The sequence below is a fragment of the Actinoplanes sp. NPDC024001 genome (assembly GCF_040638955.1).
GTDB lineage: Bacteria > Actinomycetota > Actinomycetes > Mycobacteriales > Micromonosporaceae > Actinoplanes.
Genome location: NZ_JBEZZB010000092.1, coordinates 16,416 through 41,861 on the forward strand (window position 1 = coordinate 16,416; position 25,446 = coordinate 41,861).

Here is a 25,446-nt window from a genome sequence, read left to right on the forward strand (position 1 = left end):
GCGATCGGATCAGCGCAGTTCCGCATACCGAAGGAAAGGCCGAAGGAGTAGGACTGCTGACTGCGCGGGCGGAGTCATCCTTTTCTGGACGCATCCTCGCTGACCAGGCGATTCCGTTCCCGAGTGGAAGCGCTCCCAGGTCCGGCGTAGATTGACTGCTGTCTATCAGGTTCGGAGGTGCCCCATGCGCCGTACGATCGCCGTCTGTGGCTCGCTCGCCGCGCTCGCCCTGAGCGCCGCCCTCGTCGCGGCCGGGCCACCGGCCGCCGCCCTGGAGCCCGACCTGGCCAGCCCACAGGTGGTGGCGAGCGGCCTGACCGTCCCCTGGGGCCTCGACTTCCTGCCCGACGGCAGCGCGCTGGTCGCCGAGCGCAACAGTGCCCGCGTGCTGCGCGTGACCCCCGGCAGTGCCCCCACGACCGTCACCACCATCGCCGGCGTCACCGCCACCGGCGAGGCGGGCCTGCTCGGCCTGGCCGTCTCCCCCACCTTCGCGCAGGACAACCTGATCTACGTCTACTTCACCACCGCCGGCGACAACCGGATCGTCCGCTTCCGGCTGGACACCCCGCAGACCCAGCAGGTGGTGCTCAGCGGACTGGCCCGGGCGAGCATCCACGACGGCGGGCGGATCGCGTTCGGCCCGGACGGCATGCTCTACGCCACCGTCGGCGACGCGAACGTGACGGCGAACGCTCAGAACCAGCAGAGCCTTAACGGCAAGATCCTGCGGATGCGGCCGGACGGCGGCGTGCCCGCCACCGGCAACCCGTTCCCGAACTCGCTGGTCTACAGCCTCGGCCACCGCAACCCGCAGGGCCTCGACTGGGACGCACAGGGCCGGCTCTACGCCGCCGAGTTCGGCCAGAACACCTGGGACGAGGTGAACCTGATCGTCGCCGGCGGCAACTACGGCTGGCCGACGGTCGAGGGCCGCGGCAACGATCCCCGCTTCATCAACCCGATCGTGGTGTGGAGCACCGCCGAGGCCTCACCCAGCGGCGCCGCCATCGACGGCCAGACGCTCTATGTCGCCGCGCTGCGCGGCCAGCGCCTCTGGCAGGTGCCGCTCGACGGCGCCGGCGGCGCGGGCGCGCCGGTCGCGCAACTCCAGGGTCGCTACGGCCGCTTGCGTACGGTGGAACGCGCCCCCGACGGCGCCCTGTGGGTGACCACCAGCAACCGCGACGGACGGGGCACCCCGGCCGCCGACGACGACCGGATCCTGCGCTTCCCGCCGATCGGCTCCCCCAGCTCACCGGCGACCTCCCAGCCGCCGACGTCTCAGCCGCCCACCTCCCAGCCGGCCACGGCTTGCTCGGTGCGGTGGACGGCCGACCAGTGGGGCACCGGCTTCACCGCCAACGTCGCCGTGACGAACCTCGGCGCCGCCCGCACCTCCTGGGCGCTGACCTTCACCTTCCCCGGCAACCAGCGCGTCACCAACGCGTGGAACGCCACGGTCACCCAGTCCGGCGCTGCGGTGACCGCCCGCAACGCCGGCTGGAACGGCACCCTGGCGGCCGGCGCGACGGTGACCTTCGGCCTGCAGGCTACCTACACCGGCACCAACGCCCGCCCCACCGACTTCCGCCTGGACGGCACGGCCTGCACCGCCACCTAGTGACTCTCCGGGGCACGCTCCGCGTTGCGGTTCCCGGTTCGGGCTGCGGCGGCTGACCCGCAGTGCTCGCTCCGGCGCTCCCGCACGACACTGGCCGTCAGCCAGCCGACCCAGCTGACGCGCTGCGCTCGTTCGGCGGAGTGAGGACCAGCTTGCCGCGCACCCGGCCGCTCTCGCTGAGCCGATGCGCGGCGGCCGCCTCGTGCAACGGCAGCACACCGGCGATCCGCACCCGGAGCAGGCCCTGCTCGACCAGGTTGGCGAGCGCCACGAGGTCGTCGGCTGACGGGTGCACCCGCACGGTCTCGAAGCGCACTCCACGGTGGAGGGCGTCCGCCTGCGTGACTCCGGGCCGGTCCCACACCGCGCTGACGAGCAGGCCACCCCGGGTGAGCGTGTCCAGCGACCGCGGGCCGTACGCCCCGCCGATGGTGTCCAGCACGACGTCGACGTCCTTCACCGCCGTGGCGAAGTCGTCGGTGGCGTAGTCGACGAGCTCGTCGACGCCCAGCTCCGCGAGGAAAGCGTGGTTGGCTGTCCGGGCCGTGCCGATCACGTGGGCGCCCCGCGCCTTGGCGATCTGCACGGCGACGTGGCCGACCCCACCGGCGGCCGCGTGCACCAGCACCCGCTGTCCCGTGCTCACCCGGGCGATGCCGGCCAGCGCCTGCCACGCGGTGAGCCCGACCGAGGCCAGCGCGGCGGCCTGCACGTGACTCATCCCCTCCGGTTTGCGGGCGAGGTCGGCGGCGGGGGCGCGCACGTACTGCGCGTACGCGCCGGCGAACGGGGTCGGCATGCCGAAGACCTCGTCGCCGGGGCGGAACCGGGTGACCCGGTCGCCGACCGCTACCACGGTGCCGGACAGGTCGAAGCCGGGAATGAAGGGCATGGTCACCGGCAACGCCGCCGTCCCGGAGCGGATCTTCCAGTCGGCGGGGTTCACGCTCGCCGCCCGCACCCGGACCAGAACCTCCTCCGGGCCGGGTGACGGTCGCCCGATCTCGGCGACTTCGAGGACCTCGGCGCCGCCGTGTCGGCGCTGCCGGATCGCTGTCATCAGTGCTGGCACGTCGCACCTCCCGCACCGACGATATGGCCGGGCGAATGAGACGGGACAGCACTGCACGTCTGCCTTTCATAGCCGTGCGTCTCAGCAGCGAGACGGCGATACCATCCGGCGATGGACCTGCTCGGTGACGCCGTCGCGGCGATGCGGGCCGGCCGCCCCGGATCCACCCGCACGGATCTGCGGGCACCCTGGGGCCTGCGGTTCGACAAGGTGCCCGGCGCCGGATTCCACGTCGTACTCCAAGGGTCCTGCTGGCTGCTCGCCCCGCAGGGCGATCCGGTCGCGCTGGGGCCGGGCGACGTCGTTCTGCTCCGCAGCGGGCGCGGGCACGGCCTCGCCAACGACCCGGCGACTCCACTGCGGCCGTTCCCGCCGGCTGACGTGACGACCACGGGCGTGGGGGCGCGGACGGTGCTGCTCTGCGGGGCGTACCACTGGGATCTGACCCGCCCGCACCCGCTGCTGCGCGAGCTGCCCGAGGTGATCCATCTACCGGCCGCACCCGGCCGGTACCCCGCCCTGCGGTCCGCGATCGACCTGCTCGGCCAGGAGCTGGAGACCGACGGCGCCGGCGTGCCGGCGCTCGTCGACCTGCTTCTGCTCTACATCCTGCGGGCCTGGTTCGACGACCGCGCTCGCGACGGCGACCCCCGTGGATGGGCGCTCGCCCTGCACGATCCGGTCATCAGACCCGCGCTGGACGCGATCCACCGCGAGCCCGCCCGAGCGTGGACGGTCGCCGAACTCGCCGGCCGGGGCCGGCTGTCCCGGGCCACGTTCGCCCGCCGGTTCACCGACGCTGTCGGGCGCCCGCCGATGGCCTATCTCACCTGGTGGCGGATGACCACGGCGGCCCGGCATCTCATCGACAGCGATGATTCGCTGAGCGCCGTGGCCGCGCGGGCCGGGTACAGCTCGGAGTTCGCCTTCGCGAGGGCTTTCAAACGGGAGTTCGGCGCGTCACCTGGCCGGTATCGACGCCGATATCCGACGTAGGACGCGGTCGCGTTCACTGTCTCTTCATGCCATGGTGGTCGCGTGCCGAATGCCGGGTCTGTGCGCATAGCCGTCGTGCAGGACTCGCCGCTGTATCGGGGGGCGCTGGCCGCCGCCCTGCGCGCCGAGCCGGACCTGGAGGTCGTCGCCGAGCTGGCCGCCTGGCGTGAGGCCACCGCGCTCACCGAGCCGGCGGACCTCACCGTGCTGGATTTCGGCGGCGACGAGGATCCGCTGCTGGCCGCCGCGGCGATCTGCACCGCGGTGCCGCGGACGCGGGTGCTGATCCTCATCGACGCGGACCGGCACGACCTGCTCACCCGGGTGGCGACCGACGAGTGGGACCGGGTGGGGTTCGTGACCCGGCGCGCCTCCCTCGACCATCTGCTGTCGGCGGTGCGCAACCTGGCCGCCGGCAACGCGGTGATCGACCCGGAGCTGATCGCCGCCCGGCTGGTGCAGCCGGAGAACCCGCTGACCGGCCGGGAACGGGAGGTGCTGGCACTCGCCGCGGAGGGCATCGGGGTCGAGGAGATCGCCGGCAAGCTGGCGCTGTCACCGGGCACGGTCCGCAACCGGCTGAGCCGGATCACCACCAAGGTGGGCGCGCGCAGCCGGGCCGACGCCGTCGAGCGGGCCCGCCGGGCCGGCTGGCTGTGAACCGGCCGCCCAGTATCCGGTCATCTCCCGGTAGCGGGTGCTGCGCACGCGCAGGCTCTCGTGGTCGCCGAGCAGCGGGCCGTCCGGGTCGAGCAGCAGCACGCGGCTCGCGCGTTCGGCGGAGCTGATCCGGTGGGCGATCACCACGAGCGGGCCGCGGGCGGCGAACGCGCGTTCCACCCGTTCCTCGGCGGCCGGGTCGAGGTGGCAGGTGGCCTCGTCCAGCACGGCCACCGGCGCCGGGGCCAGGTAGGCACGGACCAGCGTGAGCAGCTGGCGTTCCCCGGCCGACAGGTCGCCGGGGCGCAGCTCGGCGCGCAGGCCGCCGAGCCGGGTCAGCAGTGCGGTCGCGCCGAGGCGGTCGGCGGCGGCGAGCAGCTGCGGGTCGCCGGCCTCCGGCCGCAGGTAGCGCAGGTTGTCCGCGACGGTGCCACCGAAGACGTACGCCTCCTGCGGGATCAGCACGCGGCAGCGGGCGCGGGTGGCCGGGTCGAGGTCGGTGACCGGGACACCGCCGTAGCGGACGGTGCCGCGGTCCGGTCGCAGGGTGCCGCAGAGCAGGGCGGCCAGGGTGGACTTGCCGGCGCCGCTGGGCCCGACGACGGCCAGGTGGTCGCCGGCTGCGACGGTCAGGTCCAGGTTCCGCAGCACCGGGCGGGCGGCTGCCCCGTACCGGAAAGTGACGTCGACAAGCTCCAGGCGCGGCTGCGGGCCGGGTGGCGCGGTGGCCGCGCCCCGGGAGACCGGGCCGGTGGCGAGCGGCAGCAGCCGGCCGAGGGTGACCACGAAGCGCAGGCCGGCGTTGCCGACCGTGGCGACGAACAGGTCGAGGGCCGGCACCAGCACCTGCGCCAGATAGGTGAGCACGCCGATCAGGGCGCCGGTGCTGATGCCGGGGCCGGCGCCGGCCAGCACCGCGATCAGCGGGAGCCAGCCGGCGACCACCACGGTCAGTGACCGGAACGCGGCCAGCCGGGCCAGCGCCCGCTCGGCCCGGGCCTGGGCGGCGACGGCCTCGTCGACATGCCCGGCGGCGCGTTCGGCGGCCCGGCAGGCCGCCACGTCGCGGGCCGCCTCGGCGGCCGCGGTCACCCGGTCGGCGAGCCGTTCACCGGCGGCCAGGTATTCGCGCTGCCAGCGCACGCCGAGCCGCAGCGCCAGCGCGAACAGGCCAAGGCCGGCGAGCAGCGGCGGGGCGAGCACGATCAGCAGCGGGGCGGCCAGCGACGCGGTGCCGAGCAGCGCGGCGAGCACGGTCACCACGAAACCGCGGGACACCAGCACCAGACCGGCGAACGCGTCCCGCACGGTCTCCACCTGCTGGGTCATCCGGGCCACCGCGCCGGCCGGGGCGGCGGCGTGCAGCGACGCGGTGACCACCCGGGTGACCAGCTCGTCGCGGAACGGCTCGACGACCCCGGCGACCGCGCGGTTCGTCTGCCGGGCGCCCCACGCGCCGGCCACCGCCGCCACCAGCAGCAGGCTCAGCCAGGCACAGCCGGCCACCGGGCGGCCACGCAGGAAACCGTCGTCCACGGCGCGGGCCACGACCAGGCCGGAGAGCACGGCGGGCGCGGCCTCCGGCAGCGACCACGCCAGCAGCCGGATCACTGCGCGGCGCCGGCGGCGCAGCGCCGCGGCGGTCTCCCGGCCGGCACTCATGTCACGGCTCCGAAGACCGCGCGGTACGCGGGGTCGGCCCACAGGTCACGGTGCGGCGCGACGGCGCGCACGCGGCCGCGGTCCAACCAGACGACGGTTGCGCATTGCGCGGCGGTGCCGGCCCGGTGCGCGACGATCAGATGGGTACGCCGTACGTCGCCCGTCAGCAGCCGCAGGATCTCCGCCTCGGTGGCCGTGTCCAGGCTGGACGTGGCGTCGTCGAGGACGAGCAGGCGCCGCGCGTGCCAGGCGCGGGCCAGGCCGAGCCGCTGGGTCTCGCCGCCGGAGAACGGGGCCTCGGCCAGCGCGGTGGCGGCGCCCTGCGGCAGCCGCGACACGAACCCGGACGCGCAGGCGGCCTCCAGGACACCGGCGACCGTGGCGTCACCCGGCCGGTCGTGGGCAAGGGCGACCGCGTCGGCCACAGTGGCGTCCTCCGGCCGGTCGTGGGCAAGGGCGACCGTGTCGGCCACAGTGGCGTCCTCCGGCCGGTCGTGGGCAAGGGCGACCGTGTCGGCCACAGTGGCGTCCTCCGGCCGGTCGTGGGCGAGGGCGACCGCGTCGGCGACCGTCGCGCCGACCAGCACCGGCCGCTCGAAGGCGACACCGACCTCGCGGCGCAGCACGTCCGCGGCCAGCTCGGGCAGCGGTACCCCGTCCAGGCGCACCTGGCCCCGGTCCGGGTCGGTGAGCCGGGCGGCCAGGCCGGCGAAGGTCGACTTGCCGGAGCCGGACCGGCCGACCACGGCGACCGGCCGGCCACCGGGCAGGGTCACGCTCACCCGGTCGATAATCGGCGCACCGTCACCCCGGACGGTGACGTCGCGGAAGACCAGCACGCCCGGCCCGGGCGGAAGGTCACGCCGCCCGTGACGGGGCACCGGCCGGTCCAGCACCTCGGCGACCCGGCGGGCGCCCGCGCGGGCCCGCGCCACCCGGGTGAACCCGGCGACCAGGCCACCGATGCCGGCGCCGAGCGCCCCGTACTGGACCGCGGCGAGCAGCTCACCCGGCGTGAGCCGGCCTCGCGCCAGCAGCCAGCCGGCGACGGCCACCACGGACACCTGCAGCAACGGTCCGACGAGCGCGCTCTGCCCGGCCGAGCGGGCCAGCACCCGCCACATGCCGTGCCCCGCGGCGGACAGCTCCGGCAGCGGGCGCAGGCAGCGGGCGACCTCGGCCCGCACGGTCGCGGCGGCGGCGATCGTGCGCCGGCCGGCCAGGGCGCCGGCGAGCCGGGCCGCGATCTCGGCCTGGGCCCGCTGGTAGCGGACCACCGTGTCGGAGGTGTCCCGGACATGCCGCCGCAGCAGCGCGGCGATCGCCACGACGCCGGCCAGGTAGCCGGCGATCAGCCACGGATCCAGATAGGCCAGCGCGGCGACCGCACCGGCCACCGGCACCACGCTCACCACGGCGAGGACGACGGCCACCCCGCCCTGGCCGGCCTCCGCCGCGCCGGTGAGCACCCGGCTCACCACGTCACCGGCGGGGTCCGGGCGGCGGGCGCCGAGCACCAGCGTGTGCCGGACCAGCCGGCGGCGCAGCTGCCCGGTGCGGCCGGCCGGCGCCAGCCCGGCGAGCAGGTCACGCATCGGATCGGCGACCATCAGCACGGCGACCAGCGCGAAGACCCAGGTCAGCCGGGGGCCGGCGGCGCCTCCGGCGACGACCGCGTCCACCGCGCGGCCGATCGCCAGCGGCAGGGCCAGCTGGGCGACGGCGGCCACCGCGGCGGCGACCGCGAGCAGCGGCAGCGTCACGTCTCCTCCTGTTCGGCGGTGCCGCGCGGCCCCGGGACCGGCTGGTAGCCGGTGCCGGGGCCGCGAGACGTCGGTGGGGGGCCGATCGACGTCAGTTGCAGGTGGTGACGCTCAGCGAGCTGTCACCGCAGAGCAGCAGCGAAGCCTGGCTGCCGCCGCCACCGCGCTGCTCGGTGGTCAGTTCCATGCCCTGCAGGTCGAGAAGTGCCATGAGAGTTCTCCTTCGAAATTTCGGTACGGACTCGGTGCGGATGGTCAATTACAGGTGGTCACGCTGAGCGAGCTGTCGCCGCACAGCAGCAGCGAAGCCTGGCTGCCGCCGCCACCGCGCTGCTCGGTCGTCAGCTCCATGCCCTGCAGGTCCAGAAGCGCCATGGTCGTTCACCTCCTCTCGGTCTCGGTCGGGTTCGGATCCAGGAACGGCAAGGTCACCGGCCGCTCGTGGCGGACCATGGCCATCGCCAGCAGCACACCGGCGGTTCCGGTGGCCAGGTCCATGGACAGGCGCAGCAGTTGCGCGCCCGGGAAGGCGAGCCCGCCGCCGTACGGCAGGGCGTGCCAGGACAGCCGGCGCACCTGCGCGACCATCTCGGGGTCGTGGCGGCCGGCGAGGTAGGCGACGATGCCGGCACGTCCGGCGAACAGGCCGGGCTGCACGTACATCGGTGACCGGGCGCTGCGGGCGATCGCCGCGGAGGCGTCCTGGAACCGCTGGTCGGGCCGGTGCCGCAGGTAGCGGTCGAGCACCAGGCCGACGCCGGTGCCGCCCTCGGCGAGATAGGGCATGGTCCGCCAGCCCTCGTTGACCTCCAGGGCCCCGTTCGGCCGGGTCACGCAGCGGCGCAGATCCTGCCGCAGCGCGGTGGCGGCCAGGTCGAGGAATTCGGCGTCACCGGTGGTCTCGTACATCCGCAGGAAGAGCAGCGCCACCCCGCTGGAGCCGCGGGTGAGGCCGGCGTGGGGGTGCCGCCCGCCGCTGATCTCCGGCACCGACTCGGCGTCGCCGAGCCGGTCCCGCGCCAGGTCCGCGGCGCGTACCGCAGCGTCCCGCAGCCCGGTCTCCCCGGTGCGGCCGGCCAGGTGCAGCAGGTTCAGGCCGATGCCGGCGATGCCGCCGGCCAGGTCCGGGCCCAGGCCCTCCCAGCCCGCGGTCAGGCAGCGATCGACCAGGTCCAGCGCGGCTTGGCGTTCACCGAGACGGTCCAGGACGTACGCGACGCCGTGCAGCCCGTCGAGGAAGCCGTGGCGTGGGTCGAACCCCGGGTCGGCGGCCCGTTTCACCAGCCAGTCCCGGTGCTCGCCGGGGATCTCCGCACCGCTCTCGGCCAGCGCGTAGAGCACCCCGGCCGCACCGTAGGCGATGCCCAGCCCGCCGAGGCGGAATTGTTCGATGTCGCCCGGGTAGAGCCGGTCGGTGCGCTGCGGTGTGGCGCTGCCCAGGATGGCGCGCACGAGCAGGTCACGGGCCGTGGGCCAGGCGTGCGGGTCCGGGTCGAAGACCGACCAGTTCCGGGTGCCGATCGCGGCGATCCGCGCGGCGGACGGGCCCTGCACCACCGCGGCGGCGTCGTCCAGCAGGTCACGCGGCACCGGGAAGTGCTCGGCGACGACGTCCGCGAGGTGGCGCACCTTGGCCCGGTCCAGCCGCAGCAGCGGGGTGAGCGGCAGGAACAGCGCGATCGCCAGGCAGGCCAGGGCGTACTCGTCCAGCGACACCCCGGCGCGGTCCCGGGGCGCGGCGAATCCCTGATTGCGCAGGCCCGGCCGGTACCCGACGGTGGCCGGCGCGGCCACCTCGAAGTCGAGCAGCGCGATCCGGCCGTCCGGCCGCACCATGATGTTGAACATGTGCAGGTCACCGTGGACGACGCCGCGCTCGTGCAGGGCGGCGACGGCCTGCCGCACCTGGTGGTGGACGGAGAGCGCCCACTGGGTGTAGTCGCGCATTGTGGCGTCGTCGGCGTCCGGATCGGTGAACGGGTACTTCTCCACGATCAGCCGGTTCAGCGGCTGGCCGTCGACGAACTCCATGGCCAGGAACTCGTGCTCGCCGAGCGTGAACCGGTCGAGCACCCGCGGGGTGAAGCCGGCATCGGCGACCCGGTCGAGCATCTCGTGCTCCCGGCGCAGGCGGGTGATCGCGTCGTCGCCGCGGCCGTCCAGCCCGGCGTACGGCCGCGCCTCCTTCAGCACCACCCGCTCGCCGGTGCGCTGGTCCTCGGCGGCGTAGAGGCCGCCCGCGTTCGAATAGTGGAGGACCTGGGTGATCCGGTAGGGGAGGTCGCTGGTGGTCACCGCGTTGCGCGCGTCCAGGTGGGGCCGCAGGAACGTGGGCAGCTCCAGCCAGGGCGGCAGGCTGAAGACGGCCTGCCGCCGGTCGGGTTCGAGGGTGCCGTCCGGCCCGGCGAGCGCCGGGACCAGGTCACCGTCGTCGGCGACGCAGTACAGGTGGGCGAAGGCGCCGTAGCGCACGTGCAGCGGGCCGTCGCCCCAGCGCAGGTCGCTGAGAATGTACGGGCCGGACTCGCCGGTCAGCAGCGCCCCGAGCTCGGTCAGGATGGCCTGCGCGGCGGTCTCGTCGGCCGGATAAATGGTGGCCAGCTTGCCGCTGGCGGCACGCGGCGCGTATTTCGCGTTACGCAGGAAGAGGACCTGTGCGGAGCGCAGGAATTTGAACGAGATCCCGCGGGGGACGCAGTAGTGCCAGATCGTGTCGACGATCCGCTGCGCGTTTTCCGGGCGGCCCGAGGAATGGATCTTCCACCCCTGCCGGGGCAGCGTCACGCCGTCCGGACCGGCGATCAGCCAGTCCTCGTGTGCCCGGATACTCCACCCGGCCGGCAACCGCCGGCGCGCGGCGGGGAAGTCCCCGGCCGCGCGCTGGGAGATCGCCAGCGAGTCGTAGAAGAGCGGGTCAGCGGCACAGTAGGCGTCGTAGCGGCGGTCCAACTTCGGCCTCCCTCATCGGTCTGCATCAATCCTGTCGAGGCCGGGGAAGGCGGGCCAGTCGCCGATGTCAGAGAGTGGGTCACACGATTCACCGGGTATTGCTGACAAACGCAGCGTTTAGCGGAAAGCGCGGGGGGAAAACGCGCGGGCGGTCGTCACCCCTTCGGTGTTCTCCGATGTGCGATCTCCGGGATGCGGGGTTAGCGTCCTGGTTGGACCGGTCCGGCGGAGAAGGACGGAGAGCGTTCCCGTGGTGACGGCAGAACTGCCTGATCGAACGGTGCGGCGCCGCCTGTCCGTTTTCCTTCGGCTGATCGTTTTCTCGGGCTTCGCGGTGGTGGCATACCTGCTGGTGAGCGCGGCGGCGGCCCAAGCCGACGAGAAACCCGCGGTTCCCGGTCTGGGCGAGGTCGTGGAGGCGGTCGCGCCGGACAGCGGTCCGCCGAAAGCCGTGCCGCAGGATTCGGAGCGGAAGAAGGACGCTCCGGCGCGTGATCAGGTCCCCCGGGAGGTCGAGCGCGGGAAGCCGGAGGGCGCCGAGCGGGACCGGTCGCGCGAGGCTGTCGACGCGGTGCGCAAGCCGGTGGAGCGGAAGGTCGAAGCCGTCAAGGCCCCGGCCGAAGAGGCAGCGCCCCGCGCCACCGAGCCGGCCGGCGAGACGGTAGAACGCGTTACCAAGCCGGCCGGCAAGACCGTGGAACGCGCCACCAAACCGGCTGGTGAGACCGTAGAGCGCGTCACCAAGCCGGCCGGCAAGACCGTGGAACGCGCCGCCGAACCGGCTGCTGAGACCGTTGAGCGCGCCACCGAACCGGCCGGCAAGACCGTGGAACGCGCCACCAAGCCAGTCGGCGAGGCGGTGCAACGCGCCATCGCGCCGCTGGATGAGAAGCTGCGGCCCGTTACGAAGCCCGCTGGTGAGACGGTGGAACGCGCCACCAAGCCGCTCGGCGATGCGCTGGAGCCCGTCACCAAGCCGCTCGGCGAGACGCTGGAGCGCAGCACGAAGCCATTGGCCGAGACGCTGGAGCCCGTCACCAAGCCGCTCGGCGAGACGCTCAAGCCCGTCACCGAACCGCTCGGCGAGACGTTGAAACCCGTCACCGGACCGCTGGGCGAGACGCTTCGGCCGGTGGCAGCGCCGATCGTGACCACCGTCGAGACCGTCGCCGGGCCGCTGACCACGGCCATCGAGCCCGTGACCTCGGCGATCAAGCCGGTGGCCTCGGCCTTCACGCCCGTGACCTCGGCCGTCGAGCCAGTGACCGGGTCGCTCGACCCGCCCCTCCGCCAGGTCACTGCGCCACTCAAGCCCGCTGTCGAGTCGTTCACGCCGGTGCTGCCGCGGGTGGCTTCCACCGAGCTGCCTGGCCAGTCAGTGGCCGCGATCTCCCCGCTGCCCGCGGCATCGATAGCCGCGCTCGACAGCAGGCCGGAGGCGGCGCATGAAGCGGCGGTCCAAGGGGCGCACCGGGCGGCCTCGTTCCACGGCGCTCGGCCGCTGTGCGACACGCACGCGCCGGTCGGCCGGCACAGCGGGGCGGCGCGGACCGGCCCGGGAACCGCTCCCCCGCGTACGCCGGCTTCTTGGGGGGTGGTGAACTCCTGGGCCACGGCCGGAGCTGACTCCGCGCCGCGGGCCTGGGCCGTCACCTCGGCCGCGTGGCGGCCGGACACGGCCCCGGTCGCCACCACGGCGACCGACTCCGTGCACCGCCGGGGGCGCTGCCCCGGCTGTGCGGCACCGCCTGGCTGAACCTTCCCGTCCACGCCGGCGCCGTCGTGTGCCGGCGGGACTCCGTGCCCTTGTCAGCTGCCGGTTCGCCACCGTGACCACCCCGGCCGAACCGGGCAGAGCGCACGAACCCGGGAAGGAACCCACCGTGATCCGCATCATGCTGGTCGCTGACGCCTGCCTGCTCAGAACCGCACTCCGCCGGGCCCTGTCGCACGAGCCCGGACTCCACGTGGTCGCCGACAGCACCACCGCGCAGGTGACCCGCGACGTCGACGCCGACGTGGTCGTCGTCGACCTCGACACCTTGAACGGCTCGGTGAGCGACGCCGTCGGCATCCTCACCGAGCACCGCCCGGACTGCGCCGTCCTGGTCCTGACCACGGTCGCCGCGTCGGCCGCCCTGCGGCATGCTTTCGGCTGCCGGGTCCGGGCGTACCTGAAGAAGGACTGCCACCTCGACGACCTGGTCGACGCGGTGCGGCGGGTGGCGGCCGGGGAGAGCTTCATCGAACCGGCGATCGCCGCGTCGATGCTCAACGGCCGGCCCAACCCGCTGACCCCCCGCGAACAGGACGTGCTGCGGCTCGCCGCCGAGGGCATGTCGGGGCGCGACATCGCCGCCACGCTGTTCCTGACGGCGGGCACCGTCCGCACCTACCTGTCGACCATCACGCAGAAGGTCGAGGCCCGCAGCAGGCTGGACGCCATCCGCATCGCCACCGAGTCCAACTGGCTGTGAGCCGCGGCGACGACGTCGAGACCGAGGTGCTGGACCTGCTCGCCTGGCTCACCACGCTGGGCGAGCCGGTGCGGTTGGCCGGCCGGGGCTACGGCGCGCTCATCGCCGTCGACGCCGCGGCCCGGTCGGCGGCGGTGCGGCACGTCATCGGCTACGAGCCGGTGATGCGCCCGTTCGGGGCGGCCGCCCTGCCGGCGTTGCGTGCTGGCCTGCTGCGGGAGGAACGGCGAGGTGGGACAGGTTCAGACCCTGGACGTTGACCTCGGTGTGCGGAATCGCGACAGCCACCTCGCGCAGGGTTTCCCCGGTGGCGCGGTCGAGCACCCGGTACGTCAGGCTGCCCTCAGCCTCACGGACCGTGCTGAGGGCGTGCAGTTCGGTGTCGGTGAACGCGTAGAACGTCTGTATCGGCCGTCCCGCGCCGGTCGCCGGGGCGTTCGCGAACAGCGTGGTGGTCTTCCCGGTGCCGCTGTCCGTGGAGAACACCCGCCCGTCGGCGTAGACCCAGTGCAGCCGGCCGTCCTTCCAGCCCTGGTGCACATAGCCGAAGTCCTCGGCGTTCAGGTGGACGCCGGCCTCGAAGGTCAGCGGGTGGCTCGTGGATTCACCGGTGGCGGTGTCCCAGGAGACCACTTTCGCCCGGCTGGTGCCGTAGGCGTCGGCGTCCCAGGACAGGAACGTGATGACACCGTCGTGGCAGGGCACCTCTCCGGGCGGGGTGCCACCGAAGGACTGCCGCCACCCGATGACCTTCTCACCGCCCTCGGCCGGGTGGAGGCGGGCCAGCATCTGGGGTGTGAAGGTGTCACTGACCGTCGACTTCCATCCGGCTGACGTGGGCGCCTGGCTCCGGTGCGCACCCGCGTTCTCGGCGATGCCGTAGACCTGCCCGTCGCAGCGGGCGCCGGTGAAATAGGTGCCCTGGGCGTCGTACCGGTGGCCGTCGGCGGCGACCTCGGTGACGTCGCCGCCGTTGTAGACGCCCACGGCCCCGCCGTCCGGCAGTGCGAACATCAGGTTCTGGGCCGCGCTCTTCGGGTTCGCGGTCGTGGTCAGCCCGGACGCGGTCAGCCGGTAGTCAGCGCTCTTGTCGGCGAAGTACAGACCGTGGCGGGACCAGGCCATTCTCATCATGTCCATGCCCCTGGTCCGCAGGGCGCGGAGGGACCCGTCGGCGTTCACCAGGATCACATATCCCGGGCCGCCTCCCTCATTGATCTGCGGCCCGACGAAAAAGGCCATGACCGCGTCGCCCAGCCTGGCCTCGCCTGCGGGCACCACCGCACGATCGAAGAATTCCGAGGAGGACGAGCAACCCGCCATGAGCAGAGCCGCAACGACCGCGGATGCCAGCCGCCGCCTCATCGGCGGATCCGGTCGAGCAGCTCCTGCAGCATCAGCCCGTGCCGCGCGTCGAGGGGGTGGGGCACCCCGGAACGCACCGCCGCCGCGAACTCGGCGCGCAGCACCGGCCAGCACTGCCCGTGATCGACCGTTCCGAAGTCGAGCGCCAGCGTGCCGGCCGGGCCGAACAGTTCGATGCCGGCCTGCGACGACGGCAGCCCCACCGCGCCGGACAGCGAGAGCTGACTGACCGCGCCACCGCGATGCTCGCAGGTCACCTCGATCCAGCGGCGGCTGTCCCCGGCGGCACGCAGCTCCTCGATCGGCCCGAGCGCGGCGTCGACGAGGTCCAGCAGGTGCGGGCCGAGGTCGTACAGGGCGCCGATCGTCAGCCGCCACCCGGTCGCCAGTTCGCCGTCCAGGAAGGCGCCGTGCAGATACCGGCTGCGAGCGCCGGCCGCGTCGAAAGCCGCCGCCTCGGTGAGGAATTCCCGCGTCCGCGGGTGGTAACGCTTGGTCAGCACGAGCTGGCTGACCACACCGGCGTCCGCGACGGCGTCGGCGAGCGCTTGCGCGCCCCGAAGATCGAGCGCGAGCGGCTTCTCCAGCAGCAGGGCCTTGCCGGCCCGCGCGGCGCGCGGCGCCAGCGCGGCCTGCACGTCCGGCGGCACGGCGAAGGCGACGGCCTCACATCGGTCGAGCAGTTCCTCGTACGAGCCGGCGGCGTACGCACCCAGCCGGCCGGCGAGGTCCGCGGCGGCTCCGGGGCGCCGTGCCCAGACGGCAGCGAGTCGGGTCTCCGGGCCGGCGGCGAGCACCGGCCCGTGCATCGTCGCAGCCCAGGGTCCGGCTCCGACGAGACCGACCGAGACCGGCGAGGCATCCTTCATAGCGGACATTCTGCCCGAAAGGGTCAGCAGGTCACCGGTTCGCCGGCGGGCATCATCCGGGCGAGTTCCGCGTCCACCGCCGCCGGGGCGTAGACCTGGTCGACGACCATCGCGTACCCACCGATCACCGCCGACTGGGGACCCAGCCGGCTGGTGCTGACCTCGAGGTGGCGTGTCGAGCGGGGCAGCGCGCTCTGGTAGAGCACCTCGCGCACCCCGGTGACGAAGTGGATGTCGGCCAGGTCGCCGGCGATGACCAGCACCGCGGGGTTGACCATGCACACCACCGTGGACAGCACCTCGCCGACCAGCTTGCCCGCCGTACGGGCCAGGTGCACCGCCTCCGCGTGCCCGGAACGGATCCGCTCGACGAGCTCGGCGCCGGAGGAGGTCGGCGTCCCCTCGGCGGTGAGCCGCTGCGCCAGCGCCAGCCCGCTGGCCACCGCGGCCAGGCAACCGTAGAGCCCGCACTCGCAGCGGGCCTCGCGATGCTCGTACAGCCGGATGTGGCCGATGTCGCCGGCCCCGCCGTCGATGCCGCGGTAGACCTGCCCGTCGATGACCACGCCCGCGCTGATCCCGGTCGCGACCTTCACCAGCACCAGCGCCGGGCAGTCCGGGTAGTGGACCGCCTGCTCCCCCAGCGCCATCAGGTTGGCGTCGTTGTCCACGTAGACGGGGCGCCGCCAGGTGCGGCGCAGGCGTTCGGCTATCGGATAGCCGTCCCAGCCCGGCATGAGCGGCGGCTGGGTGACCATGCCGAAGTCGAACTCGACCGGGCCGGGCACACCGACCCCGATGCCACGGACCTGCTCGGCGTCCCACCCGGTCTTGGCCAGCACCCGGCGGAACGCGCTGTCTATCCAGCCGAGCACCGCCTCCGGCCCCGTACCGATCTTGATCGGCTCGTGCTCCTCGGCCAGCGGCTGCCCACCGAGGTCGACGACCGCCGCCCGGGCGTGGTTGCCGCCCAGGTCGGCCACGAGCACCACCCCGTGGGCGGTGTCGAACTCCAGCACCTCGGCCGGCCGGCCACCGGTCGACCCCTCGACGCCACCGGCACGCAGATAGCCGGCCGCGCGCAGCACGTCGATGCGCTGCGTGGTGGTGGAGCGGGACAGGCCGGTGTAGCTCTGCAGTTCGCCACGCGTACGGGCGCGCCCGGTACGCACCAGCCACAGCAGGTGCCCCGCCGAGTTCTGGTTGCCTCCCCGTCTATCCCTGGTCAGCACAGGCCGTCAATCCTCCGGAGACGTTCATGTGCGTAGCGTATGCATCTGCGATGCGGTGGGTGACACGGGTCGCTGGCGGTCATGACGAGGTTCAACGCTGCGACCACGGCTGGGGGCGCGGACGGTCCACGGTGAATTCACCCACCGCAGGCAGCGACTAATGCCTGGTCACCAGACATAAGTCGTGCGGTTCCCCGACCTAACGTCCGGCGTTTTGCCGCGCGATTGCGGCTAAATGCGGTGAAATGTCAGAGTGTCCCAGACAGTGCAGATCACGTCGCCGCATCGCGTCGAGGTGATCGATCAGCCCACCCCGGACCTGCGCGCCGGGCAGGTACGCGTCCGTACCATCTTTTCCGGCATCTCGGCCGGCACCGAACTGACCGCCTACCGTGGCTCGAACCCGTACCTGAACAAGTCGTGGGATCCCGACCTGCGACTGTTCGTCGACGACACCAGCGGCCTGCACTATCCGGTGGCCGGGCTCGGCTACTCGGAGGTCGGCCAGGTCGTCGAGGTCGCCCCGGACGTCGCCGACGACCCCGGCCTGCCGCCGGTCGGCGCGCACGTGTGGGGAATCTGGGGCCACCGCGGCGAAGCCGTCCTGGCCGCCGAGAAGCTGCGCGGCTGCACGGTGCCGACCGGCCTCGCCCCGATCGCGGCGACCTTCGCCCGGGTCGGCGCGGTCGCGCTCAACGCCGTACTGGCCGCTGACATCCACCTCGGTGAGACCGTCGCCGTCTTCGGCCAGGGCGTGCTGGGGTTGCTCACCACCCGGCTCGTCCAGCTCTCCGGCGGCACGGTCGTCGCGGTCGACGCGGTGCCCGGCCGCCTGGAGAAGGCACGAGAGTACGGCGCCCACACCGTCCTGGACGCCCGCGAGGGCACGGTCGGGCAGCAGATCCGCCGGCTCACCGACGGCCGTGGTGCGGACGTGGCGATCGAGATCAGCGGCTCGTACCCGGCCCTGCACGAGGCGATCCGCGCCGTCGCGGTCAACGGCCGGGTGGTGGCGGCCGGCTTCTACCAGGGCGACGGCGTCGGCCTGCGCCTCGGCGACGAGTTCCACCACAACCGGGTGGGCCTGGTCTGCTCGCAGATCGGCGGGGTGCCGCCGGCGGTCGTCGGCCGCTGGGACCAGATCCGGCTCAACCAGACGTTCCTGCGGCTGGCCACCGACCAGCAGATCGACCCGGTCGGCCTGGTCACGCACGTCATCCCGGTCGACGAGGCGGCTGCCGCCTACCAGATGCTCGACCGCAGTCCCCACGAGGCACTCCAGGTGGTGTTGACCTTCCCATGATCAAAATCCTGTGCCAGGAGCAGCTGCTGCCCGGCGAGACGCTGCAGGAGAAGTTCGACTTCGCGCGCGAGGCCGGGTACGACGGCATCGAGCTGCGCGCCCGCGGTGACTTCGCGTTCCGCGACCGGCTGCCGGAGTTGCGCCTGGCCGCCCGCGACGGGGTGCCGATGCCGTCGGTGTGTGTCGACATGGCGCACTTCTTCGGCGCCTTCGACCCGGAGCTGCGCCGTGATGCCGTCGCGCAGCTCAAGTCGCAGCTGTCGGTGATCGCCGAGGTGGGCGGTCCGGGCGCGGTGGCCTGCACGCCCGCGTCCTGGGGCATGTTCTCCCGCCGGCTGCCGCCGTTCGAGCCGCCCCGCAGCGCGGAGGAGGACCGGGCGGTGCTGCTCGAAGGCCTCGCCGAGCTGGGCGCGCACGCCGCGCAGGTGGGGGCGACGCTCGCGCTGGAGCCGCTCAACCGCTACGAGGATCACATGGTCAACCGGCTGGACCAGGCGGTCGAGCTGATCGACGCGGTGGGCCTGCCGTCGGTGAAGGTGCTGGCCGACACTTACCACATGAACATCGAGGAGGATGAGCCCACGACGGCGCTGGTGAAGGCCGCCGCGCACCTCGGTCACGTCCAGGTCAGCGACTCGAACCGCCTGCAGCCCGGCGCCGGCCACCTCGACTGGTCGGCGTTGCTGGGCACCCTCGACGCCCTGGACTACTCCGGTCACCTGGCCGTGGAGTGCCGCCTGCGCGGCGAGCCGTCCGTCGCGGTCGCCGCCATCCCCGGTTTCCTGCGCCGCCACGACGTCACCGTGCCGGCATGACCGCCTGCACCGAGCGGCACCCAGCCGCACCCGACAACAACGCCGCAGGCGAGGGCCAGAAGGGCATGCCCATCGAACACAGCATGACCGCCTGCACCGAGCGGCACGACGTGCGCTGCTCACTCGAGGATCTGGATCGGTCCGCCCGGCGGGTGCTTCTCACCAACTGGCGGGGCCACTCCACCGTGCCGGCCGCCCGGCTCTACCCGCACCAGTGGAGCTGGGACTCCGCGTTCGTAGCCATCGGCCTGCGCCACCTCTCCCCCGCCCGGGCCCAGCGCGAACTGGAGTCCCTGTTCGGCGCCCAGTGGTCCGACGGCCGGCTGCCGCACATCGTCTTCGACCCGCACGTGCCCGCCGACGCCTACTTTCCCGGCCCGTCGTTCTGGCGTTCCACTGCCGTGCCCGGCGCACCCGGGGTGCCGACCTCCGGCATCATTCAGCCGCCGGCGCACGCTCTCGCCGCCTGGCTCACCTTCCAGGCCGACCCGTCGACGGCTCGCGCCCGCGGTTTCCTGCCGCGGCTCTACCCGCGGCTGGTCGCCTGGCACCGCTATCTGACGACCCGGCGGGACCTGACCGGAAGCGGTCTGATGTGTGTCGTGCACCCGTGGGAGTCCGGGATGGACAACAGCCCCGCCTGGGACGCGCCGCTGTCGCGGATCACCCCGGTGCCGTCCACCGAGTTCACCCGCCGCGATCTCAACCACGCCGCGGCCGCTGAACGCCCGACCGACACCGACTACGGCCGCTATGTCCGCCTGGCCCGCGACTACCGCGACGCCGGCTACGCCGACTCGCTGCGCGGGCACGCCTTCGCGGTGGAGGACCCGCTGTGCAACGCGCTGCTCGCCGCCGGCGAGCACGCCCTCGCGGCTATCGCCGCGGAGATCGGCCACGACCCTCAGCCTCACCGGTCAGCTGCAGCCCGCCTCACCCACACGCTGACCACCATCCTGTACGACGCCGGCGCCGGCATGTTCCTCCCGCGTGACGCACACACCGGTACGCACCTGCGCTCCCATTCCGTCGGCGGTCTGATGCCCCTGGTCGTGCCCGATCTGCCGGTAGCCCCGGAACTGATCAAGACCGCCCTGAGCGACCGTTTCCGCCTGCGCGACGCGTGTCCCCTGCCCTCCTACGACCTGACCGCCGCCGACCACGACCCGGGCCGTTACTGGCGCGGCCCCGGCTGGGTCAACACCGCCTGGCTCTTCTGGCACGGCCTGCGTCTGCACGGCGAACCGGCCCTCGCGGACGACCTCCGGCAGGGCCTGCTGGACCGGGTCCGGGACGCCGGCTTCCGCGAATATTTCGACCCGCTGACCGGCACCGGCCACGGCACCGACGAGTTCGCCTGGACCGCGGCCCTGGTCCTCGACCTGCTCCGCGTCCCGTGACCGGCCACACGACGGTCGCGGGCACCACCTGCCTGCTCACCGCCGAAGGTCCTGACGTCACCGGCTCCGCCACCGACGGCTTCTTCGTGGACGACTGCCGCCACCTGTCCCGGCTGATCCTGCACGTGCCCGGCCCACCGCTGCGGGTCCTGCGCAGCGACGCCACGTCGACGGTCTACACACCGGAGGCGGGCCGCCACGCCGACCCGCCCTACGCCCTCACCCGCCGGCGCGAGGTCACGCCCGGCCGGCTGGTCGAGTCGCTGGAGCTGACCAGCTTCGTAGCCGCTCCCCACACCGTCCAGGTGTCCTACGACCTGGCCGCCGACTTCGCCGACCAGTTCGAGCTGCGCTCGGCCCGCACGTTCGACAAGTCCGACGCCGTCCGCACCACCGAGGTGTCCCCCAGCCGGCTCACCTTCTCGTATGCGCGGCGCGGCGTCACCCGCGCGACAACGGTCGACGTCGCCGCTTCCGCCGAGCCGGCCCGCACAACGCCAGACACCACGCCTGCCGGCGAACTCACCGGCGTGACGACGGCCGGCGCGGCGCCGGTCGGCGTGCTCGGCCATGACGGCGTGCGGTGGACGGTGACGCTGCCGCCGCAGGGGTCGGTGACGCTGCGGATCAGCGTGACGGCGTCGCCGCCCGCCGAGGCCGTTGATCCGGTTGCCGACCGCGGCGCCCCGACGATCGCGCGTGACGACCTGGCGCGTTGCGTACGGAAAGGGCTCTCTGATCTTGATGCTTTGAGCATGCCGGCGCCGGGCGTGCCCGGCGCTGTCGTGCCGGCCGCCGGCGCGCCCTGGTTTCTCACCGTTTTCGGCCGGGACAGCCTGCTGACCTCGCTGTTCGCGCTGCACCATCGGCCGGAGCTGGCCGCGGGAACGCTGCGGGTGCTGGCCGCTACGCAGGGCCGGACCACCGACGACTCGCGCGTCGAGGAACCGGGCAAGGTGATCCACGAGACCCGCCGGGGCGAACTCGCGACCACCGGCGAGGTGCCTTACGCCCGCTACTACGGTTCGGTCGACGCGACGCCGCTGTTCCTGATGCTGCTCGCCGCCCACCACGAACTGACCGGAGACGACCGGCTGGCCGCCCAGCTGGAGCCGGCGGCGCGGGCCGCCGTCGGCTGGATGCTCGGGCCGGGCGGCCTGACCGGCGGTTACCTGCGCTACCGCACCGACCTGCCGGGCCTCGTCCACCATTGCTGGAAGGACTCCGGCGATTCGATCATCTTCCGCGACGGCACGCCGGCCGCCGGGCCGATCGCGGTCGCCGAGGCCCAGGGGTACGCCTACCGCGCCCTCCTCGGCACCGCCCGCCTCGCCTCCCGGGTGTGGGACGACCCCGCCTGGGCCGCGACGCTCACCGCCACCGCCGCCGACCTGCGCACCCGGTTCGCCGCCGACTTCCGCCTGCCGGACGGTTTCGTCGCGCTCGCCCTGGATGCGGCCGGCACCCCGGTCGACGCGCTGGCCTCCAACGCCGGGCACCTGCTGTGGTGCGGCCTGCTCGCCGACGACTGGGCGGCCACGGTCGCCGAACGCCTCACCCACGACGACTTCTTCTCCGGCTGGGGCGTGCGAACCCTCGCCGCCGGCCAGCTCCCCTACCACCCGATGTCCTACCACCGCGGCGGCGTGTGGCCGCACGACACCGCGATCGCGGTGGCCGGCCTGGCCGCCGCCGGCCGCCGAGCCGACGCCGAGCGCATCGCCGACGGCCTCCTCGCCGCGGCGTCCTACACCGAGGGCCGGCTCCCGGAGGTGATGACCGGCCTGACCCGCGAGCGCGGCTGCGGTCCGGTGCCCTATCCGCATTCGTGCTCCCCGCAGGCGTGGGCGGCTGCGGCTCCCCTGCTCCTGCTCACCCTGTGACCAGCCGGCCGCTGCCGTCTCTCCCCACTGCTGACCGCGGGCCAGCAGTCCTTTCCACTGACTTCATCGGAGCTGAATCGACCGCCTCGGGCACGGACTCGGCCGCATTGACGGCCCTCTCAGCTGAATCCCGCCGCCTCGGGCGCAGAGTCGGCCGCATTGACGGCCCTCTGAGCTGAATCGCGCCGCCCCAGGCGTGAGCTCGGCCGCCCTGACGCCCTCTGAGCTGCCCGCCCCGACGCAGACTCGGCCGCATCGACGCCCTGAGCAGAATCGCCCCGCCCCAAGCGCGAGCTCGGCCACCTTGACGCCCTCTGAGCGGAGTCGCCCCGCCCCGGCGCGGACATCGACAGCATTGATGTCCTTGACTGCGTCCCCGCCCCTCGGGTAATCATGAACAATCCTTACTAATTCGAGGCTCAGGGGCGGCACATGCGGAAGTTGACGGCAGCGGTGGCACTCACACTGGCGATGCTGGCCGCGCCGGCACCAGCTCAGGCCGCGGGCGCCGCTTCCGGTCACCTTCGCGAGTGCGCCACCCCGTCGATCCACCGCCTGCAGCACTGGCTGGCAAGCGGCGAGGGCACCACCGTGCCCGCGACCGGCAGCATGCTGGTGCCGATTCGCGGCACCGCCCGCTACACCGCGAAAATCTCCTTCCTGAACGATGAGTGGCACGTGGCGGTGGTCTGGCTGGACAACCAGTTCGAGGGCCAGGCCGACCTGTCGCGGTCCGCCGGTTTCCTGCTCACCTACAGCGCCACCAACGACCTTCATGTCCAGTTGCGGCCGGCATCGCACTGGAGCGGCGGCGCGCAGTGGGCCACCCGGGTGCCGTCGACCCGCGGGCGGATGGTGACCAGGTTCTTCAGCCTCCGGCCGCAGGCGTGGTCGGCCGTGCCGGAGCTGGGCGCTCCGGCGCACTCGTTCGAGTCCGCCGTCAACGAGGCGCGCGGTCTGGTCTTCGTCGGCAAGACCGCGAACGAGCTGGAATTCCGGGGCCTGCGCATCCACCGCTACACGCCGACCTGCCGATAGCTCCCGGCCGCTTGCCTCGTGACCGCACTTGCCGAAAGCGCCGCCCAGACGGCGCGGCGACCCGCCGCCCGCTCGACCAGCAGCCAGCCCGCCGGGTGGACCGTCGACCCGCAGGCGGGACAGACAAACAGCCGGCCAGTCGGGCGGGCCGGTCGCCGCCGGCAGCGCGGATCGACAGCCTCCGGCTTGGTGATTCAAAGCGCGAAGCGGAGAACAGAGCGAGCAGCCCGCCAGCTGAGCGGGCCAGCGACCGCTGGCAGCGCTCGTCGACAGCCGGCCGGCCTGGTGGACCAGCCGCGCGGGCCGGCAAGTGCCGGCTGGACAGATCAGCGAGGCCGACAGCCCGGTGCATTGGCGACCCACGGGCAGGTCGGGCCGGCGGGCCGCAGGCGCGGCGCGCGGCTGATGGGCGGGACGCACACGCATGCGCGGATGGCCGCGCGATGCCGGCGGGGCCCGTCATCGGGTGAGCGCCAGCAGGCGGCGCAGCGCGGTCGGTGTGTGGCCGAGATGGGCGCGCACGGTGCGGCACAGGTGGGCCTGATCGGCGAAGCCGAGATCGGCCGCGAGCGACCCGAGCTGGGCCTCGCCGGCCTCCAGCCGGTCCAGCGCGTGGGCGACCCGCACCCGGTTGCGATATCGGGTCAGCGAGACCCCCATCTGCGCGCTGAACGCCCGGCTCAACCGGAACGGTGAGACGCCGAGCAGCGCCGCCAGCGGCAGCAGACCGCCGGCGGCGGGATGGCCGGCGCCGATCGCCTCACGTGCTGCCGCGACCAACGGCCGGTCGGCGGCGCCGGCGGCCGGGGTGGGCTGGGCGACCGCCTGCGTGACGGCCCGGCTCATGAGGTGCAGCAGGTGCTCGGCGACGGCATGGTCCACATCGCCGGCGCGGGCGGAAGCCAGCAGCCGCCGATGCGCCAGGTCCAGCTCGGCGTCGACATACACCACTGGGCTGGTCAACTGCCGATCGCCGGCAATGCCGTGCCACAGCGCCGGGCTCAGGAACATCGAGGTGCAGACGTCGCCGCCGGCGGGATGGGCGAAGAACTCCTCCTCGCCGGGCGCCCCCAGATAGGCCACCGTGGGGTCGAGGTCGGTGCGAACACCGCCGACCCGCCTGCGGAAGCGGCCCCGGCGCACCAGGATGAGCCGGAAGCTGTCGTGCGACTCCGCCGGCGACCAGTTTCGGTGGTCGTCGCGGCAGGTCACGGCGGCGATGGTGAAGTCGGGCCGGGCGGCCACCACATCCGACGAGAGCACGACCCGAACGTACGCCCGGGGTCTGACAAGTTCGCCCGCAAGGATCTTCAAGACGGCGCCGCGCGGGCGGAGGAGGCTGCGGACAGACCACCGAGGGAGGAAACATGGCTTCCATCCGCAAGGAAGTTCAGCTCAGCTCCACTGCCGACGACGCCTGGAAGGTGATCGGCGACTTCGCCACCGGTCCTTCGCGCATGGCGCCGGGGTTCGTCGTCGACACCCGCGCCGACGGCGACCAGCGCACTGTCACCTTCGCCGACGGCACGGTGGCTCAGGAGCGGCTGATCGCCGTCGACCACGACGCTCGCCGGATCGTCTACGCATTGGTGGGTCCCGAGCACGACAACGCGTCGATGCAGGTCGTCGACGACGGGCACGGTTGCCGGCTGATCTGGATCCATGACGTGCTGCCCGACGGGGTCGCCGCGCGCATCGAAGCGGCCATGACCCAGGGCCTCGCAGTCATCAGGAGGACGTTGTGAGTCGCAGCGAACAGCGCAGCGGGTGACCACCACTCAGCGGCACCGGAAAGGATGGTGAAAGTTGTTATGCCGATCGGCTCTGCGTGGTCGTCACCCGCCGAAATCACGGCGAGCAAAGCTTCTCTTGAATGTGCCGAAACGATCTGGCAATCTCACGAAACAGAGTGTTAGCGCTCTCAACAAACCCCGACGCCGCGCGTTCACCGGCGACTGACCCCGTATCGTTCCCGCCCCCGAAGTCAGGACACCCCCGTGACGCAGCCTTCGCGCATCGACGACGACGCCGTCGTGCTCGCGGCCCGGACCGGCGACCGGGACGCGATGAACGAGCTGGCCCGTCGTCATCTGCCGATGGTCTACAACCTCGTCCGGCAGGCACTGCCGGACGAGGCCGACGTCGACGACGTCGTGCAGGACGTCATGGTGCGGGCCCTGCGGCAGTTGCCGAAGCTGCGCTCGCCCAGCAGTTTCCGGCCGTGGCTGGCCGCGATCGCGGTCAACCAGATCGGGAGCCACCTGGCCCGGGCCCGGGTCCGGTTCCGGCGCACCGCGCCGCTGGCCGCGGCGGCGGGCCGGCCGGCCGCCGCCGCGGC

General features: G+C 73.2%; 22 protein-coding genes. 12 read left to right on the top strand and 10 right to left on the bottom strand.

The genetic code is table 11. From position 1 onward, the window contains the following. The first annotated feature begins 184 nt into the window (after nucleotides 1-184). On the top strand, nucleotides 185-1,624 hold the full coding sequence (locus tag AB0F81_RS30820) for a PQQ-dependent sugar dehydrogenase (RefSeq protein ID WP_360202872.1): 1,440 nt from the start codon (nucleotides 185-187) through the stop codon (nucleotides 1,622-1,624). Between the two features lie 97 nt (nucleotides 1,625-1,721). Here the strand turns inward: AB0F81_RS30820 and AB0F81_RS30825 are convergent, their stop codons facing one another. After that, complete coding sequence (locus tag AB0F81_RS30825; RefSeq protein WP_360202874.1) at nucleotides 1,722-2,696, bottom strand: NADP-dependent oxidoreductase; 975 nt, start codon at nucleotides 2,694-2,696, stop codon at nucleotides 1,722-1,724. A gap of 111 nt (nucleotides 2,697-2,807) precedes the next feature. Between AB0F81_RS30825 and AB0F81_RS30830 the strand changes: the two genes are divergently transcribed. Both AB0F81_RS30830 and AB0F81_RS30835 read left to right on the top strand, forming a co-directional pair. Next, nucleotides 2,808-3,692, top strand: a complete 885-nt coding sequence (locus tag AB0F81_RS30830; RefSeq protein WP_360202875.1) for an AraC family transcriptional regulator — start codon at nucleotides 2,808-2,810, stop codon at nucleotides 3,690-3,692. A 60-nt stretch (nucleotides 3,693-3,752) separates the two neighbouring features. Continuing rightward, nucleotides 3,753-4,352 carry a response regulator transcription factor gene (locus AB0F81_RS30835; protein WP_360202877.1) on the top strand — a complete coding sequence of 200 codons (600 nt, stop codon included), beginning with the start codon at nucleotides 3,753-3,755 and terminating at the stop codon, nucleotides 4,350-4,352. Here the strand turns inward: AB0F81_RS30835 and AB0F81_RS30840 are convergent. From AB0F81_RS30840 to lanKC, 5 genes are all read right to left on the bottom strand, one after another. Then, a complete protein-coding gene (locus AB0F81_RS30840) occupies nucleotides 4,248-6,014 on the bottom strand; it encodes an ABC transporter ATP-binding protein (protein ID WP_360202878.1) in 1,767 nt (588 codons plus the stop codon). The two genes, AB0F81_RS30835 and AB0F81_RS30840, sit on opposite strands and share 105 nt — an antisense overlap. Further along, the gene (locus AB0F81_RS30845) at nucleotides 6,011-7,777 is read right to left on the bottom strand and encodes an ABC transporter ATP-binding protein (RefSeq protein WP_360202880.1); all 1,767 of its coding nucleotides are present in this window, start codon (nucleotides 7,775-7,777) and stop codon (nucleotides 6,011-6,013) included. The genes AB0F81_RS30840 and AB0F81_RS30845 overlap by 4 nt, the downstream gene beginning before the upstream one ends. A 91-nt stretch (nucleotides 7,778-7,868) precedes the next feature. Then, nucleotides 7,869-7,988, bottom strand: coding sequence for a SapB/AmfS family lanthipeptide (locus tag AB0F81_RS30850; protein ID WP_360202882.1), 120 nt, complete (start codon nucleotides 7,986-7,988; stop codon nucleotides 7,869-7,871). 44 nt (nucleotides 7,989-8,032) lie between these two features. Further along, nucleotides 8,033-8,152 (bottom strand): SapB/AmfS family lanthipeptide, encoded by a 120-nt coding sequence (locus AB0F81_RS30855; protein WP_360202882.1) that lies wholly within the window; start codon nucleotides 8,150-8,152, stop codon nucleotides 8,033-8,035. Nucleotides 8,153-8,158: 6 nt separating this feature from the next. Further along, entirely contained in the window at nucleotides 8,159-10,726 is a 2,568-nt protein-coding gene (gene lanKC / locus AB0F81_RS30860; protein WP_360202883.1) for a class III lanthionine synthetase LanKC, read from the bottom strand. 253 nt (nucleotides 10,727-10,979) lie between these two features. Between lanKC and AB0F81_RS30865 the strand changes: the two genes are divergently transcribed. Together AB0F81_RS30865 and AB0F81_RS30870 are read left to right on the top strand one after the other, a co-directional pair. Continuing rightward, nucleotides 10,980-12,482 carry a hypothetical protein gene (locus tag AB0F81_RS30865; RefSeq protein WP_360202884.1) on the top strand — a complete coding sequence of 501 codons (1,503 nt, stop codon included), beginning with the start codon at nucleotides 10,980-10,982 and terminating at the stop codon, nucleotides 12,480-12,482. Between the two features lie 127 nt (nucleotides 12,483-12,609). Beyond that, nucleotides 12,610-13,203, top strand: coding sequence for a response regulator transcription factor (locus AB0F81_RS30870; RefSeq protein WP_360202886.1), 594 nt, complete (start codon nucleotides 12,610-12,612; stop codon nucleotides 13,201-13,203). 144 nt (nucleotides 13,204-13,347) lie between these two features. Here AB0F81_RS30870 and AB0F81_RS30875 read toward each other — a convergent pair whose 3' ends face one another. The 3 genes from AB0F81_RS30875 to AB0F81_RS30885 all read right to left on the bottom strand — a co-directional run bounded on the left by AB0F81_RS30875 (nucleotide 13,348) and on the right by AB0F81_RS30885 (nucleotide 16,669). Then, complete coding sequence (locus AB0F81_RS30875; protein ID WP_360202887.1) at nucleotides 13,348-14,481, bottom strand: hypothetical protein; 1,134 nt, start codon at nucleotides 14,479-14,481, stop codon at nucleotides 13,348-13,350. 83 nt (nucleotides 14,482-14,564) lie between these two features. Beyond that, entirely contained in the window at nucleotides 14,565-15,437 is an 873-nt protein-coding gene (locus AB0F81_RS30880; RefSeq protein ID WP_360202889.1) for a Gfo/Idh/MocA family oxidoreductase, read from the bottom strand. Between the two features lie 23 nt (nucleotides 15,438-15,460). Next, a complete protein-coding gene (locus AB0F81_RS30885) occupies nucleotides 15,461-16,669 on the bottom strand; it encodes an ROK family protein (RefSeq protein WP_360202891.1) in 1,209 nt (402 codons plus the stop codon). Nucleotides 16,670-16,922: 253 nt separating this feature from the next. On the opposite strand from AB0F81_RS30885, the gene AB0F81_RS30890 reads away from it, so the two are divergent. The 5 genes from AB0F81_RS30890 (at nucleotide 16,923) to AB0F81_RS30910 (ending at nucleotide 23,108) form a co-directional block, all read left to right on the top strand. After that, the gene (locus AB0F81_RS30890; protein WP_360202892.1) at nucleotides 16,923-17,972 is read left to right on the top strand and encodes a zinc-binding dehydrogenase; all 1,050 of its coding nucleotides are present in this window, start codon (nucleotides 16,923-16,925) and stop codon (nucleotides 17,970-17,972) included. Continuing rightward, entirely contained in the window at nucleotides 17,969-18,787 is an 819-nt protein-coding gene (locus tag AB0F81_RS30895; protein ID WP_360202894.1) for a sugar phosphate isomerase/epimerase family protein, read from the top strand. Before AB0F81_RS30890 ends, AB0F81_RS30895 begins: the two co-directional genes overlap by 4 nt. Further along, nucleotides 18,784-20,187, top strand: a complete 1,404-nt coding sequence (locus AB0F81_RS30900; RefSeq protein WP_360202896.1) for a trehalase family glycosidase — start codon at nucleotides 18,784-18,786, stop codon at nucleotides 20,185-20,187. Before AB0F81_RS30895 ends, AB0F81_RS30900 begins: the two co-directional genes overlap by 4 nt. Next, nucleotides 20,184-22,070, top strand: a complete 1,887-nt coding sequence (locus tag AB0F81_RS30905; protein WP_360202897.1) for a glycogen debranching N-terminal domain-containing protein — start codon at nucleotides 20,184-20,186, stop codon at nucleotides 22,068-22,070. Before AB0F81_RS30900 ends, AB0F81_RS30905 begins: the two co-directional genes overlap by 4 nt. 432 nt (nucleotides 22,071-22,502) lie before the next feature. Beyond that, nucleotides 22,503-23,108, top strand: a complete 606-nt coding sequence (locus tag AB0F81_RS30910; protein WP_360202899.1) for a hypothetical protein — start codon at nucleotides 22,503-22,505, stop codon at nucleotides 23,106-23,108. A gap of 459 nt (nucleotides 23,109-23,567) precedes the next feature. Here AB0F81_RS30910 and AB0F81_RS30915 read toward each other — a convergent pair whose 3' ends face one another. Next, nucleotides 23,568-24,371 (bottom strand): helix-turn-helix transcriptional regulator, encoded by an 804-nt coding sequence (locus AB0F81_RS30915; protein WP_360202901.1) that lies wholly within the window; start codon nucleotides 24,369-24,371, stop codon nucleotides 23,568-23,570. Nucleotides 24,372-24,475: 104 nt separating this feature from the next. On the opposite strand from AB0F81_RS30915, the gene AB0F81_RS30920 reads away from it, so the two are divergent. Both AB0F81_RS30920 and AB0F81_RS30925 read left to right on the top strand, forming a co-directional pair. After that, entirely contained in the window at nucleotides 24,476-24,853 is a 378-nt protein-coding gene (locus AB0F81_RS30920; RefSeq protein WP_360202902.1) for an SRPBCC family protein, read from the top strand. A gap of 252 nt (nucleotides 24,854-25,105) precedes the next feature. Then, nucleotides 25,106-25,446, top strand: a 341-nt coding sequence (locus tag AB0F81_RS30925; protein ID WP_360202904.1) for a sigma-70 family RNA polymerase sigma factor, incomplete at its 3' end; no start/stop codon positions are given.